This window comes from Thauera sp. WH-2, assembly GCF_048321015.1.
Lineage (GTDB): Bacteria > Pseudomonadota > Gammaproteobacteria > Burkholderiales > Rhodocyclaceae > Thauera.
Genome location: NZ_JBLWFG010000011.1, coordinates 1 through 15252 on the forward strand (window position 1 = coordinate 1; position 15252 = coordinate 15252).

Sequence of the window (15252 nt, forward strand, 5' to 3'; positions counted from 1 at the left end):
TTTCGTCCTGGCGGTTCATGTGCGCTGCCTCGAATCCATGCACTCAGGGACAAAAACGGCGGGGAGCCGGGGCCCGCCGCCGCTTCTGCTACAGGGTACGGCGCTCTGCCCCAGGGCGCCGCAAGGAGGAATTACATCCAGCCTTTTTCCTTGTAGTACTTCACCGCACCCTCGTGCAGCGGTGCGGACATGCCGTCCTTGATCATCTTCTGCGGTTCAAGGTTGGAAAAAGCCGGATGCAGTTTCTTGAAGTCTTCGAAGTTCTCGAACACGGCCTTGACCATGGTGTAAACCGCGTCCGGGGATACCTTGGCAGAGGTCACGATGCTCGCAACCACGCCGAAGGTCTGGGTCGACTCGGGATTGCCGGCATACATGCCACCCGGGATGGTGGCCGGGGCGAAGTAGGGGTACTGGGCGAGGATCTTGTCTACGCCTTCGCCGGCGACGTTCACCAGCTTGGCGCCGCAGGTGGTGGTCGGATCCTGGATGTTGGCGGCCGGGTGGCCGACGACGTAGGCGAAGCCGTCGATCTTGTTGTCGCACAGGGCTGCGCCGTGCTCGTCGGGTTTGAGCTCGGAGGCAAGCGAGAAATCGGAGAAGCTCATGCCCATGGCCGGCAGCAGCACCTCGAGTGTGGCGCGCTGGCCCGAGCCCGGATTGCCGATGTTGAAGCGCTTGCCCTTGAAGTCTTCCATCTTGGTGATGTTGGCTTCCTTGCGCGCGAGCACGGTCAGCGGCTCGCCATGAAGCGAGAACACGGAGCGCAGGTCGGCGAAGGCCCCGCTGTCCTTGAACTGGACTTCGCCGTTCAGGGCGTTGTACTGGATATCGGACTGCGAGACGCCGAAGTCGAGCTCGCCTGCCTTGATGGTGTTGACGTTGTATACCGAACCGCCGGTGCTTTCGACCGAGCAGCGGAAGCCGTGCTGGGCACGGTCCTTGTTGATCAGACGGCAGATTGCGCCGCCGGCGGCGTAATACACGCCGGTCACGCCCCCGGTGCCGATGGTGACGAACTTCTGCTGGGCGTGCGCAGGCGCTGCCCCAAGGGTGCCGACAAGTGCGAAGGCGGCTGCCAGGGCGGTCAGTTTCTTCATGAAGCTCTCCTGTGAGTGAATTGACGAGCCGGCGATCGGCTCGGGGCCATGGCGACACATGCGCCGCGGGTTCGTTGGGGCGAAGCATCCCACAAAACGTGGGATGCGGGCACTCGGGGTTTCCCGAAGAGGGGGTGGTGTCGCGCTAGAATCGGTGCATGAACGGAAACAACGATATGGGGCCCACGGCCGCTGGTGCCGGGGCTCGGGCGTGCCCGACGAGTCTTGTCGGGCTGATTGACGCGGCGGGGACGCAGCACGCGTATGCGGGCACATCGGCGCGCATCGTGTCGCTGGTACCATCGCTCACGGAGCTGTTGTTCGATCTTGGGCTGGGCGATCAACTGGTAGGGCGGACGGGGTTCTGCGTGCATCCGCGGGACGCGCTGCGTACCGTCCCCAAGGTTGGTGGCACCAAGGACGTCCGGATCGAGCGCGTGCGCGCGCTTTCGCCGACACATGTGCTGGTCAACATGGACGAGAATCGGCGCGAGACGGTCGAAGAACTCGCAGCCTTCGTGCCGAACATCATCGTTACCCATCCCGGTACGCCACTCGACAATCTGGCGCTCTTCCACCTGCTTGGCGGTGTCTTCGGGGCTGAGCGGGCGGCCCTGCAGCTCGGCGAGGATCTGCGTGCGGCGCTGGCCGAGGCGTCGGCGTTGCGCACGGAGGTGCCGGATGAAGCGGTGCTGTACCTGATCTGGCGTGAGCCGTGGATGACCGTCGCGCGTGATACCTACATCGCCGCGACCCTTGCCGCGGTCGGCTGGCATACGCTGCCGGAAGTGGCGGGTGGGGAGACGGGTGCCGCGCGCTACCCGGCCTTCACCTGGGACGCGCCGTGGCTGCTTGGGGTCGAGCGCGTGCTGCTGTCCACCGAGCCCTATCGTTTCCGTGACGCACATATCGGCGAGGTGGCGGGTCTGGCCGGGCGGCCGGCGGCGCTGGTGGACGGCGAGATGGTGTCCTGGTACGGCAGCCGTGCGGCCAGGGGGGTGCGCTGGCTCTGCGCACTGCGCCGCAGCCTTGCGGTGGGCGCCTGAGCGTAGTCTGCCTGCCAGCGATAAGGGTGATTGCGACCGGGCGCTTGCGACAGGGGCGCCTGCATTCAGGGCGCCTACCTCGGCGCCGGGGCAGGTTCAGGCGCCTGCTGCGGCGGTGACCGTCTGCTGGAAGCGTTCCGGCGTTTCGACAGCGAAGTACGGTCGGATGGCCACGTGGCGACGCAGGCGGAGCAGCGCCTTGTCGCGTGTCAGCAGGTGTTTGGCCTGGCTTGCCCAGGCGATTTCGAGGAACTTCTGGTCGTCTGCGTCACTGCAGCGCGGCAAAGGTCTCGCCATCGCGTCGGCGACGTCTCGCGTTTCTGTGGCGAGCGTGACGCGGGCGCAGTATGCGGCGAGGAGGCTTGCCTGTGCTGCTTCGCCCTGAGCGAACTGGCGGTAGGCGAGCACGCGCCGCAACTCCTCCAGCGCATCTTCACGGCTGAACAAACGGCAATTTGCGGCCTCGATCCAGTCGCGCAGCCCGCGGAGCGCCGGGTCGCGGAACATCCATAGGGCGAGCACGGCATTGGTGTCGAGCACAAGGCCCGGCGGCGGTGCCGCAACAAGGGCGTCAGGCGAGAGCAGAGGGGTGGGAGGCGCGGTCACGTCCGGGAGCGTGGAGGGGCGGGGTAGTCAGGGGGCGCGAGGCAGGGTAACGCGCACCGGTAAACGGAAAAACGGGGAGGGTTGCCCCTCCCCGCTTCAGTGCTGCGATTCTCAGCTTGCGGCCGTGGCGTCGATGCGAATCTTGACGAAGCTTCCCGGTGCATCCTCTAGCGCCTTCAGCTTTCCGCTGGCGGGGTCGCGTGCGTCGACCTGCTCGTTGTCGTGCGCAGTGACCCAGGCCTGCCAGTCGGTCCACCACGACCCCGGATGTTGCTGGCTGCCCTCGAGCCAAGCGTCAGCTGTTTCCGGCAGTTTGGCGGTGGGGTTGAGCCAGTAGCCGTACTTGTTCGCGGCGGGCGGGTTGACGATGCCGGCGATGTGGCCGGAGCCGCCCAGCACGAAGCGGGTCGGGCCGCCGAAGCGACGGGCACCCATGTAGGTGCTCTTCCAGGGGGCGATGTGGTCTTCGATCGTGGAGATGAAGTAGCACGGCACCTTGATCTTGCCGAGGTCGATCGGGGTGCCGTCGATCTCGATACCACCCGGCTCGATGAGGCGGTTTTCCATGTACATCTTGCGCAGGTAGAAGCTATGCATGGTGGCGGGCATGCGGGTGGAGTCCGAGTTCCAATACAGCAGATCGAACGGGAACGGGTCCTTGCCCATCAGGTAGTTGTTCACCACGAAGGACCAGATCAGGTCGTTGGCCCGCAGCATGTTGAAGGTGCCGGCCATCTCCGAGCCTTCCAGATAGCCGCGCTCGAACATCTTCTTCTCGAGGCTGGTGACCTGGCCTTCGTCGATGAACACGCCGAGTTCGCCCGGATCGGTGAAGTCGGTCATGGTGGTGAAGAAGGTGGCCGAGGCGATGCGCTTCTGCCGTTTCGCCGCCAGATAGGCGAGCGATGTGGCGAGCAGCGTGCCGCCCAGGCAATAGCCCGCGGCATTGACCTCCTTTTCGCCGGTTTGCTGCTCGATCGCGTCGAGGGCAGCGATGATGCCTTCCTTGACGTAGGCGTCGAAGCTCTTCGCGGCTAGGCGCTCGTCCGGGTTCACCCAGGAGATCACGAACACCGTGTGGCCCTGGTCGACAGCCCACTTGATGTACGAATTCTTTTCGCGCAGGTCGAGGATGTAGAACTTGTTGATCCAGGGCGGAACGATCAGCAGCGGCTTCTTGAGCGCCTTTTCGGTGCTCGGGGTGTATTGCAGCAGCTGCATCATCTCGGTCTGGAACACCACCTTGCCCGGCGTGGTGGCGACATTCTTGCCCAGCTCGAAGGCCGTGGTGTCGGTCATCCTGACGCGCAGGTTGCCGCCGCCGTCCTCGACGTCGCGCAGCAGGTTGTTGAGACCCTTGAGCAGATTCTGGCCGTGGCTCTTGACGGTCTCGCGGAAGACCTCGGGGTTGGTCATCGCGAAGTTGGATGGCGACAGGGCGTCGATGTACTGGCGGGTGTAGAAGGTGACCTTCTTCTGCGTCTGTTCGTCGAGGCCGTCGACACCGCTGACGGTGTCGTGAATGTGGCGTGCGGCGATGAGATAGGACTGCTTGATGAAGTCGAACAGGAAGTGCTCTTCCCATTCCTCGTCCTTGAAGCGCTTGTCGGTTTTCTCGGGCGTGGCGATCGGGGTGGCGTTGAGGCCGGCCACGCGCATCATCGATTGTTGCCAGAGCGAGAAGTAGTCCCAGACCAGGTTCATCTGTGCCTGGGCGAGCTTGTAGGGGTTGGCCAGCAGCTTGGCCATCATGTCCATGAAGGCCTGTGCGATGCCGAGCTCGTCGGCCGGTGCCGAGACGCCCTTCTTGAGCTGGCGGTGCACGTGTTCGTTGATCAGGTGCGAGGCGCGGCGGGCGACTTCAGCGTAGGTCTTGGCGACTTCCTGCGGGTCGGGCAGGTCGCACTTGGGGGTCTCGTTGGTGGGTGCAGCCATCTCGTACGGGCTCCTGTTGCTGGCGGGGCGGGGTTATCGGTTAAGAGTGAAGTTAGGGGTGAAACGAATCAGTCCGTCCGCTTCGATCCGTCTCGAGAGCGCTCCCTGAGTCTCGAGATGGTTGAGGTGGGCAATGGCCTCCCCCATGGCGAACATGACCTGATGGGTGTCCAGTTCGCGGGGAAACAGCGTCGATAGCAATTCCGCTGCAGTCTTCGGCGTGCCGCAGGCGGCCAGCAGAAGCTCGCAGCGTTCGCGATGGTGTGCGGCCAGCTGCTCCACCCGGGCCTGGATACCCTTGAATGGTTTGCCGTGCGATGGTAGCACGAGCGTATCGGCCGGCAAGGTGCACAATTCCCTCAATGACTTGAGGAACCAGCCCAGTGGATCGTCATGCGGGGTGGCGGCATAGACGCTGACGTTGGTGGAGATGCGCGGCAGCAGCATGTCGCCCGAAATGAGCACGCCGAGCTCGGCGCAATACAGGCTCGCATGTTCGGGTGCGTGGCCGTGGCCGATGATCACCCGCCATTCGTGTGCCCCGATGCGCAGGCTGTCGTCGGCGAAGAGGCGGTGAAAGCTCGCAGGCAGCGCGGGTGCGCCATGGCGGTAGGCATTGCCGCGGCGGGACAGCGCGTCGTGCCGCGCATCCCGGAGGCCATGGCTGGCGAACTGCGCGAGCATGTCCGTGACGCAATAGCCGGGCAGTTGATGCCAGATCGCTTGCGCGGCCAGAAACTCGCCCTGGGTCATCTCGATGCGGGCGCCGTCGCGCGCGGCCAGCCAGCTCGCCAGGCCGATGTGGTCGGGGTGGTGGTGGGTGACGACCACACGCCGCACCGGTCGTCCGTCCGCGGCCAGCACGGCGTCCCATGCTGCACGGGTATCGTCGAGGGCATAGCCGCAGTCGATCACAGCGAGGCTATCGCCGTCGTCCAGCAGCCAGAGGTTGATGTGGTCGAGCGCGAACGGCAGGCGCATGCGCAGCCAGCGTACGCCCGGTGCGACGGGGATGGTTTCACCCGAGGCAGGCAGGGTATCGAAGGGAAAGGCGAGTGCGGGGCCGGTGTTCTCGATCATGGGGGTGTCCTGTGTCGATGTCGGGGATGGTGCGCGCAGTGGGCGTGCTGGGGCGCAGCCGATGCGGTCCGGTCGTGGAGCTCGATTGCCCAATTGACTGGAATCTGATTAACTTCGGATCGATTTTTCCTTAATCGGCTAGCAAAACAAGGCACTGCAGCGCATTGTCCGCATGGGCCTGCGGGTTGCGCCGACCGAGCATGGTCAACGAACAAACCTACACGATCACCGAGCTTGCGCGCGAATTCGGCATTACGCCTCGTGCAATCCGCTTTTACGAAGACCAGGGGCTGCTCACACCAGCCAGGGCCGGGCGTGCCCGCGTCTACACCAAGGCCGATCGTACCCGACTGAAGCTTACCTTGCGTGGCAAGCGGCTGGGGCTTTCGCTGGCCGAGATCCGCGAGTTGCTGGGCATGTACGGTGGCGTACAGGATTCCGTGCCGCAACTCGAACGATTTCTGCGCGTGCTGGCCGAGCGGCGTGCGTCGCTCGAGCAGCAGCGCCGCGACATCGAAGCGGTCCTGGAGGAGATCGACATGATCGAGCGCCAGTGCCAGGCTCTGCTTGGCGACAACGCGGAAGGCGCTGCAGCGGCCAAGGCGGAGCTGGCGCGCTGCATCGATCGGGTCGGGACGGCCTGATCGGGTCAGGTTGGCTCCATTGGTGTGAAGTGTGATTTACGTTGACGTAAACGTTAAAACAAAGAAAATACCGATACAAGAAGGAGACGAACGATGCGAGCAGAGATGCAGCCATTCCAGCCACGTGACCCTGCCTACGCAGAGCGGGTCCGGTCGAGCTTCGCCCTTCAGCACGCGATGACCCTGATCGGCGCACAACTGGTGGTGGTCGAACCGGGCTACACCGAAATCCATCTGCCGCATCGTGCGGAGATCACCCAGCAGCACGGCTTCATTCATGGCGGGGTTGTTGGCATGATCGCTGACTCGGCCGCGGGGTATGCGGCCAACACGCTGACCCCGCCCGACACCAGCGTGCTTACCGTGGAGTACAAGCTCAACCTGGTCGCGCCTGCCGACGGCCAGCGCCTGGTTGCGCGGGGCGAGGTCATCAAGCCCGGACGCACCCTGATCATCACCCACGCGGAGGTTTTCGCGGTGCGTGACGAGAAGTGGACCCTGTGCGCCGTGATGCAGCAGACGATCATGGCCATGCACGGCCGCAAGGAGCGTGACGCATGACGTGCCCTGTCTGCAGATGCGCAGGCCCGTATCTGAATCCTGGTTCCAGGGGGGCGTGAGCGATGCCTTCGCGTCTTTGCGTGCTCACCGCTGCGGACACTGCCGAACTCGGGCATGTGCGCGGGTTCTTCCGCCAATACGCGGCCTGGCTCGGTGTGGATCTGAGCTATCAGGGCTTTGCCGATGAGGTCGCGAACCTGCCCGGTGCCTACGGCGAGGCAGATGGCCGTCTGTTCTACGCCGAGGTCGATGGCAAGCCCGCCGGCTGCGTGGGCATCCGCCGCTTCTCCGAAGGTGTGTGCGAGATGAAGCGGCTCTACGTCGATCCAGCCTTTCGCGGCCTGGGCGTCGGGCGCAAGTTGGCCCTCGCTGCGATCAAGGCCGCGCACCTGCTCGGCTACCGCCGCATCCTGCTCGATACCGTCCCGGCGATGCGGATCGCGGTGAAGCTGTACCGTGAGCTTGGCTTCAAGGAAGTGCCTGCCTACTACCCCTCTCCGGTGGAGGGGACGATCTTCCTGACCCTCGACCTGGAGAACTGGTCGGAGGACGAGGTCAACAACGAGAACCTGTTCCATCTCTTCGACTACAACCAGGCGTGGTCGCGCCAGATGCAGCAGATCGACCCTGGCTTCTTCGGCAAGCTGGCGCAGCTGCAGGCGCCTGAGTATCTGTGGATCGGTTGCTCTGACTCCCGCGTACCTGCCAACCAGATCGTCGGCCTGTTGCCGGGCGAGGTCTTCGTCCACCGCAACATCGCCAACGTCGTTGTGCACACAGACCTCAACGCATTGGCGGTGATTCAGTACGCGGTCGATGTGCTCAAGGTGAAGCACATCATGGTGGTTGGCCACTATGGCTGCGGCGGTGTAAAGGCAGCACTCGAACGTACTCGGGTCGGGCTGACCGACCTGTGGCTGCGCCATGTGCAGGATGTGCATGTACGCCACCTGCAGGCGGTTGACACGCTGCCACCCGAGCGTCGTCACGCTCGCTTGTGCGAACTCAATGTCATTGAGCAGGTGGCCAACGTCGCGCAGACCGTGGTCGTGCAGGACGCCTGGCAGCGCGGCCAGCGGCTGACCGTGCATGGCTGGATCTATGGCCTCAAGGATGGCCGTATCCATGACCTGGGACTCAACGTCAGCCGTCCCGACGACCTCTTGCCGCGCTATGCCGCGGCCCTCGAAGCGCTCGGTGATTGAGCGCCAACCTCTTACGCATTCAACAGGAGAACTGCATGTCCGATCCCGTCGTCATCGTTTCCGTCGCCCGTACCCCGCTGGGCGGCTTCCAGGGCGAGTTGTCCAGCCTGACCACACCGCAACTCGGCGCCATCGCCATCCAGGCGGCGGTCGAGCGCGCCGGCCTCAAGGCCGAGCAGGTCGAAGAAGTCATCATGGGTTGCGTGCTGCCCGCCGGTCTGGGCCAGGCGCCCGCCCGCCAGGCCGCGCTCGGCGCCGGCCTGCCGCTGTCGGCCGGCTGCACCACCATCAACAAGGTGTGCGGCTCGGGCATGAAGGCCACCATGCTCGCCCACGACCTGATCCTGGCAGGCAGCAACGAGGTGATGGTCGCCGGCGGCATGGAATCCATGTCCAACGCGCCCTACCTGCTGCCCAAGGCGCGCGGCGGCTATCGCCTCGGTCACGGCCAGATGTTCGATCACATGTTCCTCGACGGCCTGGAAGACAGCTACTCCAAGGAGAACAAGGGCCGCCTGATGGGCACCTTCGCCGAGGAGTGCGCCAGCCACTTCAGCTTCAGCCGCCAGGCGCAGGACGAGTTCGCCATCGCCTCGACCACGCGCGCGCAGGCCGCGATCAACAACGGCGACTTCACCTGGGAGGTGGTGCCGGTCACCGTGTCCGGCCGCAAGGGCGACGTCGTCGTCGACAAGGACGAGCAGCCGCTGAAGGCGCAGATCGACAAGATCCCGGGCCTGAAGCCTGCGTTCAAGAAGGACGGTACAGTCACGCCGGCCAACTCGAGCTCGATCTCGGACGGTGCCGCGGCGCTGGTGCTGATGCGCAAGTCCACCGCCGACAAGCTGGGCCTCAAGCCGGTCGCGACCATCGTCGGCCACGCCACCCATGCGCAGGCGCCAGCCTGGTTCACGACGGCCCCGGTGGGTGCGATGCAGAAGGTGCTGGCCAAGGCCGGCTGGTCGACCGACGACGTCGATCTGTGGGAGATCAACGAGGCCTTCGCGGTCGTCACCATGGCGGCGATGCACGAAATGAAGCTGTCGCACGATAAGGTCAACGTCAATGGCGGTGCCTGCGCGCTGGGCCATCCGATCGGCGCCTCGGGCGCGCGCATCCTGGTCTCGCTGGTCGGCGCGCTGCGCAAGCGCGGCCTCAAGCGTGGCGTGGCCAGCCTGTGCATCGGCGGTGGCGAGGCGACGGCGATGGCGATCGAGGTCGATGCCGCGGTGGGCTGCGGCGGTTAAGGGGGCGCAACATGATTCTGACTCAGGAACAGGAACTCATCCGCGACTCGATGCGCGCCTTCGCGCAGGAGCGCCTGGCCCCCTTCGCCGCCGAATGGGACCGCAACCACACCTTCCCGCGCGAGGCGCTGAACGAGCTTGCCGAACTCGGTGCGCTCGGCATGGTGGTGCCCGAGGAGTGGGGCGGGGCCGGCATGGACTACATGAGCCTGGTGCTGACGCTGGAAGAGATCGCCGCCGGCGACGGCGCCACGTCGACCATCGTCAGCGTGCAGAACTCGCTGCCCTGCGGGATCATCAACCGCTTCGGCACCGATGCGCAGAAGGAAGCCTGGCTGAAGCCGCTGGCGCGTGGCGAGAAGCTCGGCTGCTTCTGCCTCACCGAGCCGCACGTGGGCTCGGATGCGTCGGCCATCCGCACTTCCGCGGTGCGCGAAGGCAACGAGTGGGTGCTGAACGGCGTCAAGCAGTTCATCACCACCGGCAAGCACGCCGATGTCGCCATCGTGTTCGCGGTGACCGACAAGGCCGCCGGCAAGAAAGGCATCACCTGCTTCCTGGTGCCGGCGAACGCACCGGGCTACCAGGTTGGCCGCATCGAGGAGAAGATGGGCCAGAAGGCGTCCGACACCACCCAGATCCTGTTCGAGAACTGCCGCATCCCGGCCGACTCGGTGATCGGTGCGGAAGGCGAAGGTTACCGGATCGCGCTGTCCAACCTCGAAGCCGGCCGTATCGGCATCGCGGCGCAGTGCCTGGGCATGGCGCGCGCCGCGCTGGAAGCGGCGGTGAAATACGCGCAGGAGCGCGAGAGCTTCGGCAAGCCGATCTTCGAGCATCAGGCAGTCAACTTCCGCCTCGCCGACATGGCGACTCAACTGGAGGCCGCGCGCCAGCTCGTGTGGCACGCCGCCAGCCTCAAGGATGCCGGCCGTCCGTGCCTGAAGGAGGCCTCGATGGCCAAGCTGTTCGCCTCCGAGATGGCCGAGCGCGTGTGCTCGGACGCCATCCAGGTGCATGGCGGCTATGGCTACGTCACCGACTTCCCGGTCGAGCGCATCTACCGAGACGTGCGCGTGTGCCAGATCTACGAAGGCGCCAGCGACATCCAGAAGCTGGTGATCGGCCGCGCGCTGGCGGGCTGACCGGCTCCGTAGCCATGGCGTTGTGTGGGTCTCGCCCATGCGGCTGGCCCTTGCTTTCAGGCAGGGCGGCCGCATGGTGCGGGCCCGCACCGGCGCCGCAGTGTGTTATAGAGAGGGCACCACTCCTCACCGCGTACAAGGACGCCCCTCATGAGTAGCTCTCGAGACTACGCCGTCGTCTTCGGCACCGAAGACCTCCTGAAAAGCTTGTGCGACTCGGTCGCAAAGGTACTGACAGTCGCGACGCAGAGCGAAATCCGCTACTCGGGAATGGTCCAGCGCATCTCCAAGACCTGCCTGAAGCCCGACATCGGCTGCTTCGTGCTGTTCGATGGCGGATTCTCCGGTCTGGTGGTCATCAACTTCTCTGCCCAGGCTGCGATGGAGCTGTATCAGAAGTACCTGCTCAGCATGGGGATGTCGAAAAGCGATCTCGCTGCGTCGCACACCGCCGATGAGGTCAGCAACGTCATGGGCGAACTGATGAACCAGATCGTCGGCGATTTCACCGGCAAGGTCGGTCGTGAGCTTCAGACGCACATCACGCAGAATCAGCCCAAGATGCTGGTCCTCAACAAGCAGGTCATTCTCAGCGTCGACACCAAGCTCGACAACCCTGAGGCGCGGCGAGTGACCTTCTACACCGGCGAACACAACATCTTCTACCTCGAGCTTGCGGTCGATCGTACCGAGTTCATCAAGCTCAATGATTTCGATGCCAATGAGGTAATCGACCCGGATGCTTTGCTCGAGCAGAACTCGAACGTTGCAGCCGGTGGCAAGGTTCACGGCGCCCAAGAGGGCGAGGGTCACGACGAGCTCCTGAAGTCGCTCGGCATGTAGGGCACCTCGGGCCGGGGCGCGCCGGGCGCAGGCTTCGCAGCACGCACAGCCGAACGGCCGGGCCGAACTCTGCCAGGCGCCCTCGGATTTACTCCCCGCCGTGCACCTCAGCGAACTTGCGCTCCATCTCGCGCCGCATCGCGCGGCGCACCTCGGCTTCGCGGAAGCGCCGGCGTTCGTCCGGCGTGCGGGGCTCCAGCGGTGGCACCCTCGTTGGCCGGCCTCCATCGTCGACCGCGATCATGGTGAAGAAGCAGCTATTGACGTGGCGTACGACCTTGGCGCGGATGTCTTCTGCGACAACCTTGATGCCCACCTCCATCGAGGAGTTGCCAGTGTGGTTGACCGAGGCGAGGAAGGTGACGAGTTCGCCGACCTGAATGGGCTGGCGGAACATCACCTGGTCGACGCTGAGTGTGACGACATAGTGGCCGGCGTAGCGGGCAGCACAGGCGTAGGCGACCTGGTCGAGCAGCTTGAGGATGGCGCCCCCATGGACCTTGCCCGAGAAGTTTGCGGTATCGGGCGTCATCAGGACGGTCATGGTGAGCTGGTGGGCGGGCAGGTCCATTGTGGTGTCTCGTGTTGATCCAGAAAGGTGCGACCCAGGCCGTGCCGGTCTCCGGCCTGGCACGGCAGTGTCGCCCCCGGCGAGGCGGGGCGCAAGGCTGGAACGCAGGCTTCAAGTGGGTGTTCGTGGTGTTGGAGACGCTGGAGTTGGTGATGGAGCACAATGTGCTCGTGAAGCGCAACGAGGTGACCCAATCCCCGCTGGGGGCTAGGGTGCCGGGCCAGCGTCTGTCCGGTACACGCTTGGCGCCACCCCCGTCCACTCCCGGAACGCGCGCGCAAAGCTCTTCTCGCTGTCGAAGCCGATCGCTGCCGCGACCTGCTTTACCGACTTCCGTGTCTGCAGCAACAGCCTGATCGCGTGCTCGCGCCGCACCTCGTTCTTCAGCTTCTGCAGGGACACGCCTTCTTCCTTCAGCTGCCGGTGCAGGGTACGCACTGAAGTATTGAGCTGGGCGGCGACGTCCTCGGCGGTGTGGGCCGCGGCGGGGGCGGCGGCGAGGAGTTGGGCGACGCTGTGCACCAGCAGGCGGTCGCGGCGATACTGCCGCACGGTCAGTGGCAGGGCGCGTTGCAGCATGGCCTGCAGCGCCTTCTCGTCGCGGCGCACGGGGAGCGCCAGGTAGCGTGCGTCGAAGCTGATCGATGCGGGTTCTGCGGCGAAGCGTGCGGGGCCAGCGAAGAGATAGGCGTAGGCGTCGGCATGGCCCGGGGCCGGGAAGGGGAAGGTGGCCTCGGTGAGCGCGATGCGCGAGTCGACCAGCCAGCAAGCGTAGCCGAGCAGGTAGCGCAGCGTGCTGACGAGGCAGAACTCGCGCAGCTCACCGAGTTCTGTGTTTTCGCTGACACGGATCGTGGCGAGTCCCCCGCGCTGCGTAAGTGTGAAGACGATGTCTTCTGTGAGCAGGCGGTGGTGCCGGCACCAGCGCTTGAGGGCTACTTCCAGCGTCGGCGCGGTGAGCGAGGCGCGGCACAGCATGCCGTAGCTGCCCCAGGGGAGCCGGCGCGAGAACCAGCCCAGGGCCTCGTCATCGAGCGCCTGCATCGCCACCCCCGAGAGCAGCTCCATCTGCGCGGCGGTGACGCGCGCGGCGGAGTCGTCCAGCAAGGCGGCTGAGATCTGCGCCTGCGCGAGCGCGCTGGCCGGATCCATGCCCCGGCTACGATACCCGGTGACGATCGCGCGAATGAAGGCGATCGGTGTCGCGGCGCGGCCGCGGGTGAGTTCCGCAGGCGAGGGGGCGAGGATCTTCATGTGCCGCAATGCTAGCTGGCGTGGCACGAATTGCAACCATGATGGCACTCATGGACCGCGGTGCGCCGCTAATCTCGGTCCATCCTCGGGCATGCGCCGTCCATAATGGATTTGCGCAAGACGCCCACCGCGCCAGGACAACCTCGAGAAGGAGACACCCCATGAACGTGCCCAGCCTGAACTTCCACTTCGGCGAGACCATCGACGCGCTGCGCGACACGCTGCAGGCCTTCTGCGCCGCGGAGATTGCCCCGCGCGCGGCCGAGGTCGACCGCGTCAACGAGTTCCCCGCCGACCTGTGGAAGAAGCTCGGCGACCTCGGCGTGCATGGCATGACGGTGAGCGAGGAGTACGGCGGCACCGACATGGGCTACCTGGCCCACATCGTCGCGATGGAAGAAATCTCGCGTGCCTCGGCGTCGGTCGGCCTGTCCTACGGCGCGCACTCCAACCTGTGCATCAATCAGATCCGCCGCAACGGCACCGAGGCGCAGAAGCAGAAGTACCTGCCGAAGCTGATCTCGGGCGAGCACGTCGGCGCGCTGGCGATGTCCGAGCCCAACGCCGGTTCCGACGTGGTGTCGATGAAGCTGCGCGCCGACCGCAAGGGCGATCGTTTCGTCCTCAACGGCGCCAAGATGTGGATCACCAACGGCGGCGATGCCGACACCCTGGTGGTCTATGCCAAGACCGACATCAACGCCGGCCCCAAGGGCATCACCGCCTTCATCATCGAGAAGGGCATGAAGGGCTTCACCTGCGGCACCCACCTCGACAAGCTCGGCATGCGCGGCTCCAACACCTATCCGCTGTTCTTCGACGACGTCGAGGTGCCGCTTGAGAACGTGCTCGGCGGTGAGGCCAACATCGGCCGCGGCGTGCAGGTGCTGATGTCGGGCCTGGACTACGAGCGCGCGGTGCTGTCGGGCGGCCCGCTCGGCATCATGGCGGCGTGCATGGACGCGGTCGTGCCCTACATGCACGAGCGCAAGCAGTTCGACACCCCGATCGGCGAGTTCCAGCTCATGCAGGGCAAGATCGCCGACATGTACTCCACCTGGAGCGCCTGCCGCGCCTATGCCTACGCAGTGGGGCAGGCCTGCGACCGCGCCGACCACGCGCGCACGCTGCGCAAGGACGCTGCCGGCGTGATCCTCTACACCGCCGAGAAGGCCACCTGGATGGCGGGCGAGGCGATCCAGGCGCTGGGCGGCGTGGGTTACACCAACGAGTATTCGGTGGGTCGCCTGTGGCGTGACGCCAAGCTGTACGAGATCGGCGCCGGCACCAGCGAGATCCGCCGCATGCTGATCGGCCGCGAGCTGTTCTCCGAGACGCGCTGAGTCTCCCGCGGAGAGGAAACATGGCCGAGCCGATCGACTTCTATTTCGACTTCTCCTCGCCCTACGGCTACTTCATGGCGGAGAAGATCGACGCACTGGCGGCCGCACATGGCCGCAGCGTGCGCTGGCGTCCCTTCCTGCTGGGGGCGGTGTACAAGGTGACAGGCGAGGTTCCGCTGCCATCGAAGCCGCTCAAGGGCGACTACTCGAAGCATGATTTCGAGCGCTCGGCCCGTTTCCTCGGCCTGTCGTGCCGCATTCCCGAGGCCTTCCCGATCGGCACCCAGATCGCGGCGCGCGCCTTCTACTGGCTCGACGAGCGTGACCCGGTCGCAGCACGCGCCTTTGCGCTGGCCGCCTACCGTGCCTATTTCGGCGAGGGGTGCGACATCTCGCAGGAGACGGCGGTGCTCGACCTCGCCGCGGCCCACGGTGCCGACCGTGCCGGGTTGGCCGAGGCGCTTGCCGGCGAAGCCGTCCGCAACCGGCTGAAGGATGAGTGTGCCCAGGCCATCGCGCGCGGCGTGTTCGGTTCGCCCTTCGTCATCATCGATGGCGAGCCTTTCTGGGGCGTGGACCGCATCCCGCAGATCGAGCGCTGGCTGCAGATGGGCGGGTTCTGACATTGGAGGCGCCGTGCCGGCTGGGTAGCCCGGGGCGAGCCTGAATCAA

Annotated in this window: 15 protein-coding genes; 9 read left to right on the forward strand and 6 right to left on the reverse strand. The window is 65.4% G+C overall.

Going from position 1 to position 15252, the window contains the following annotated elements; genetic code table 11:
- Window positions 1-131: 131 nt before the first annotated feature.
- Complete coding sequence (locus ACNKW1_RS14545; RefSeq protein WP_418365323.1) at window positions 132-1100, reverse strand: TAXI family TRAP transporter solute-binding subunit; 969 nt, start codon at window positions 1098-1100, stop codon at window positions 132-134.
- Between the two features lie 158 nt (window positions 1101-1258).
- On the opposite strand from ACNKW1_RS14545, the gene ACNKW1_RS14550 reads away from it, so the two are divergent.
- The gene (locus ACNKW1_RS14550; RefSeq protein WP_418365324.1) at window positions 1259-2146 is read left to right on the forward strand and encodes a helical backbone metal receptor; all 888 of its coding nucleotides are present in this window, start codon (window positions 1259-1261) and stop codon (window positions 2144-2146) included.
- Window positions 2147-2242: 96 nt separating this feature from the next.
- Here the strand turns inward: ACNKW1_RS14550 and ACNKW1_RS14555 are convergent, their stop codons facing one another.
- The 3 genes from ACNKW1_RS14555 to ACNKW1_RS14565 all read right to left on the reverse strand — a co-directional run bounded on the left by ACNKW1_RS14555 (window position 2243) and on the right by ACNKW1_RS14565 (window position 5767).
- A complete protein-coding gene (locus ACNKW1_RS14555) occupies window positions 2243-2752 on the reverse strand; it encodes a putative toxin-antitoxin system toxin component, PIN family (RefSeq protein WP_418365325.1) in 510 nt (169 codons plus the stop codon).
- A 111-nt stretch (window positions 2753-2863) separates the two neighbouring features.
- Window positions 2864-4687 (reverse strand): class I poly(R)-hydroxyalkanoic acid synthase, encoded by a 1824-nt coding sequence (gene phaC / locus ACNKW1_RS14560; protein WP_418365326.1) that lies wholly within the window; start codon window positions 4685-4687, stop codon window positions 2864-2866.
- Window positions 4688-4720: 33 nt separating this feature from the next.
- Window positions 4721-5767 carry an MBL fold metallo-hydrolase gene (locus ACNKW1_RS14565; RefSeq protein WP_418365327.1) on the reverse strand — a complete coding sequence of 349 codons (1047 nt, stop codon included), beginning with the start codon at window positions 5765-5767 and terminating at the stop codon, window positions 4721-4723.
- Between the two features lie 200 nt (window positions 5768-5967).
- On the opposite strand from ACNKW1_RS14565, the gene ACNKW1_RS14570 reads away from it, so the two are divergent.
- From ACNKW1_RS14570 to ACNKW1_RS14595, 6 genes are all read left to right on the forward strand, one after another.
- A complete protein-coding gene (locus ACNKW1_RS14570) occupies window positions 5968-6411 on the forward strand; it encodes a MerR family transcriptional regulator (protein WP_418365328.1) in 444 nt (147 codons plus the stop codon).
- A 93-nt stretch (window positions 6412-6504) separates the two neighbouring features.
- Window positions 6505-6972 carry a PaaI family thioesterase gene (locus ACNKW1_RS14575; RefSeq protein WP_418365329.1) on the forward strand — a complete coding sequence of 156 codons (468 nt, stop codon included), beginning with the start codon at window positions 6505-6507 and terminating at the stop codon, window positions 6970-6972.
- A gap of 62 nt (window positions 6973-7034) precedes the next feature.
- The gene (can, locus tag ACNKW1_RS14580; RefSeq protein ID WP_418365330.1) at window positions 7035-8177 is read left to right on the forward strand and encodes a carbonate dehydratase; all 1143 of its coding nucleotides are present in this window, start codon (window positions 7035-7037) and stop codon (window positions 8175-8177) included.
- A 35-nt stretch (window positions 8178-8212) separates the two neighbouring features.
- A complete protein-coding gene (locus tag ACNKW1_RS14585) occupies window positions 8213-9424 on the forward strand; it encodes an acetyl-CoA C-acetyltransferase (protein WP_418365331.1) in 1212 nt (403 codons plus the stop codon).
- Window positions 9425-9435: 11 nt separating this feature from the next.
- Window positions 9436-10569: an acyl-CoA dehydrogenase gene (locus tag ACNKW1_RS14590; RefSeq protein ID WP_287365913.1), complete on the forward strand. Its 1134-nt coding sequence runs from the start codon at window positions 9436-9438 to the stop codon at window positions 10567-10569.
- Between the two features lie 150 nt (window positions 10570-10719).
- Window positions 10720-11412, forward strand: coding sequence for a DUF3334 family protein (locus tag ACNKW1_RS14595; protein WP_418365332.1), 693 nt, complete (start codon window positions 10720-10722; stop codon window positions 11410-11412).
- Window positions 11413-11500: 88 nt separating this feature from the next.
- On the opposite strand, the gene ACNKW1_RS14600 is transcribed toward ACNKW1_RS14595, so the two are convergent.
- Together ACNKW1_RS14600 and ACNKW1_RS14605 are read right to left on the reverse strand one after the other, a co-directional pair.
- Window positions 11501-11983, reverse strand: coding sequence for an acyl-CoA thioesterase (locus tag ACNKW1_RS14600; protein ID WP_418365333.1), 483 nt, complete (start codon window positions 11981-11983; stop codon window positions 11501-11503).
- A 207-nt stretch (window positions 11984-12190) separates the two neighbouring features.
- Entirely contained in the window at window positions 12191-13237 is a 1047-nt protein-coding gene (locus tag ACNKW1_RS14605) for an AraC family transcriptional regulator (RefSeq protein ID WP_418365334.1), read from the reverse strand.
- Between the two features lie 161 nt (window positions 13238-13398).
- Here ACNKW1_RS14605 and ACNKW1_RS14610 point away from each other — a divergent pair, with 161 nt between their 5' ends.
- Window positions 13399-14580: an isovaleryl-CoA dehydrogenase gene (locus ACNKW1_RS14610; protein WP_418365335.1), complete on the forward strand. Its 1182-nt coding sequence runs from the start codon at window positions 13399-13401 to the stop codon at window positions 14578-14580.
- A 20-nt stretch (window positions 14581-14600) separates the two neighbouring features.
- Window positions 14601-15203: a 2-hydroxychromene-2-carboxylate isomerase gene (locus tag ACNKW1_RS14615; RefSeq protein ID WP_418365336.1), complete on the forward strand. Its 603-nt coding sequence runs from the start codon at window positions 14601-14603 to the stop codon at window positions 15201-15203.
- Window positions 15204-15252 lie beyond the last annotated feature (49 nt).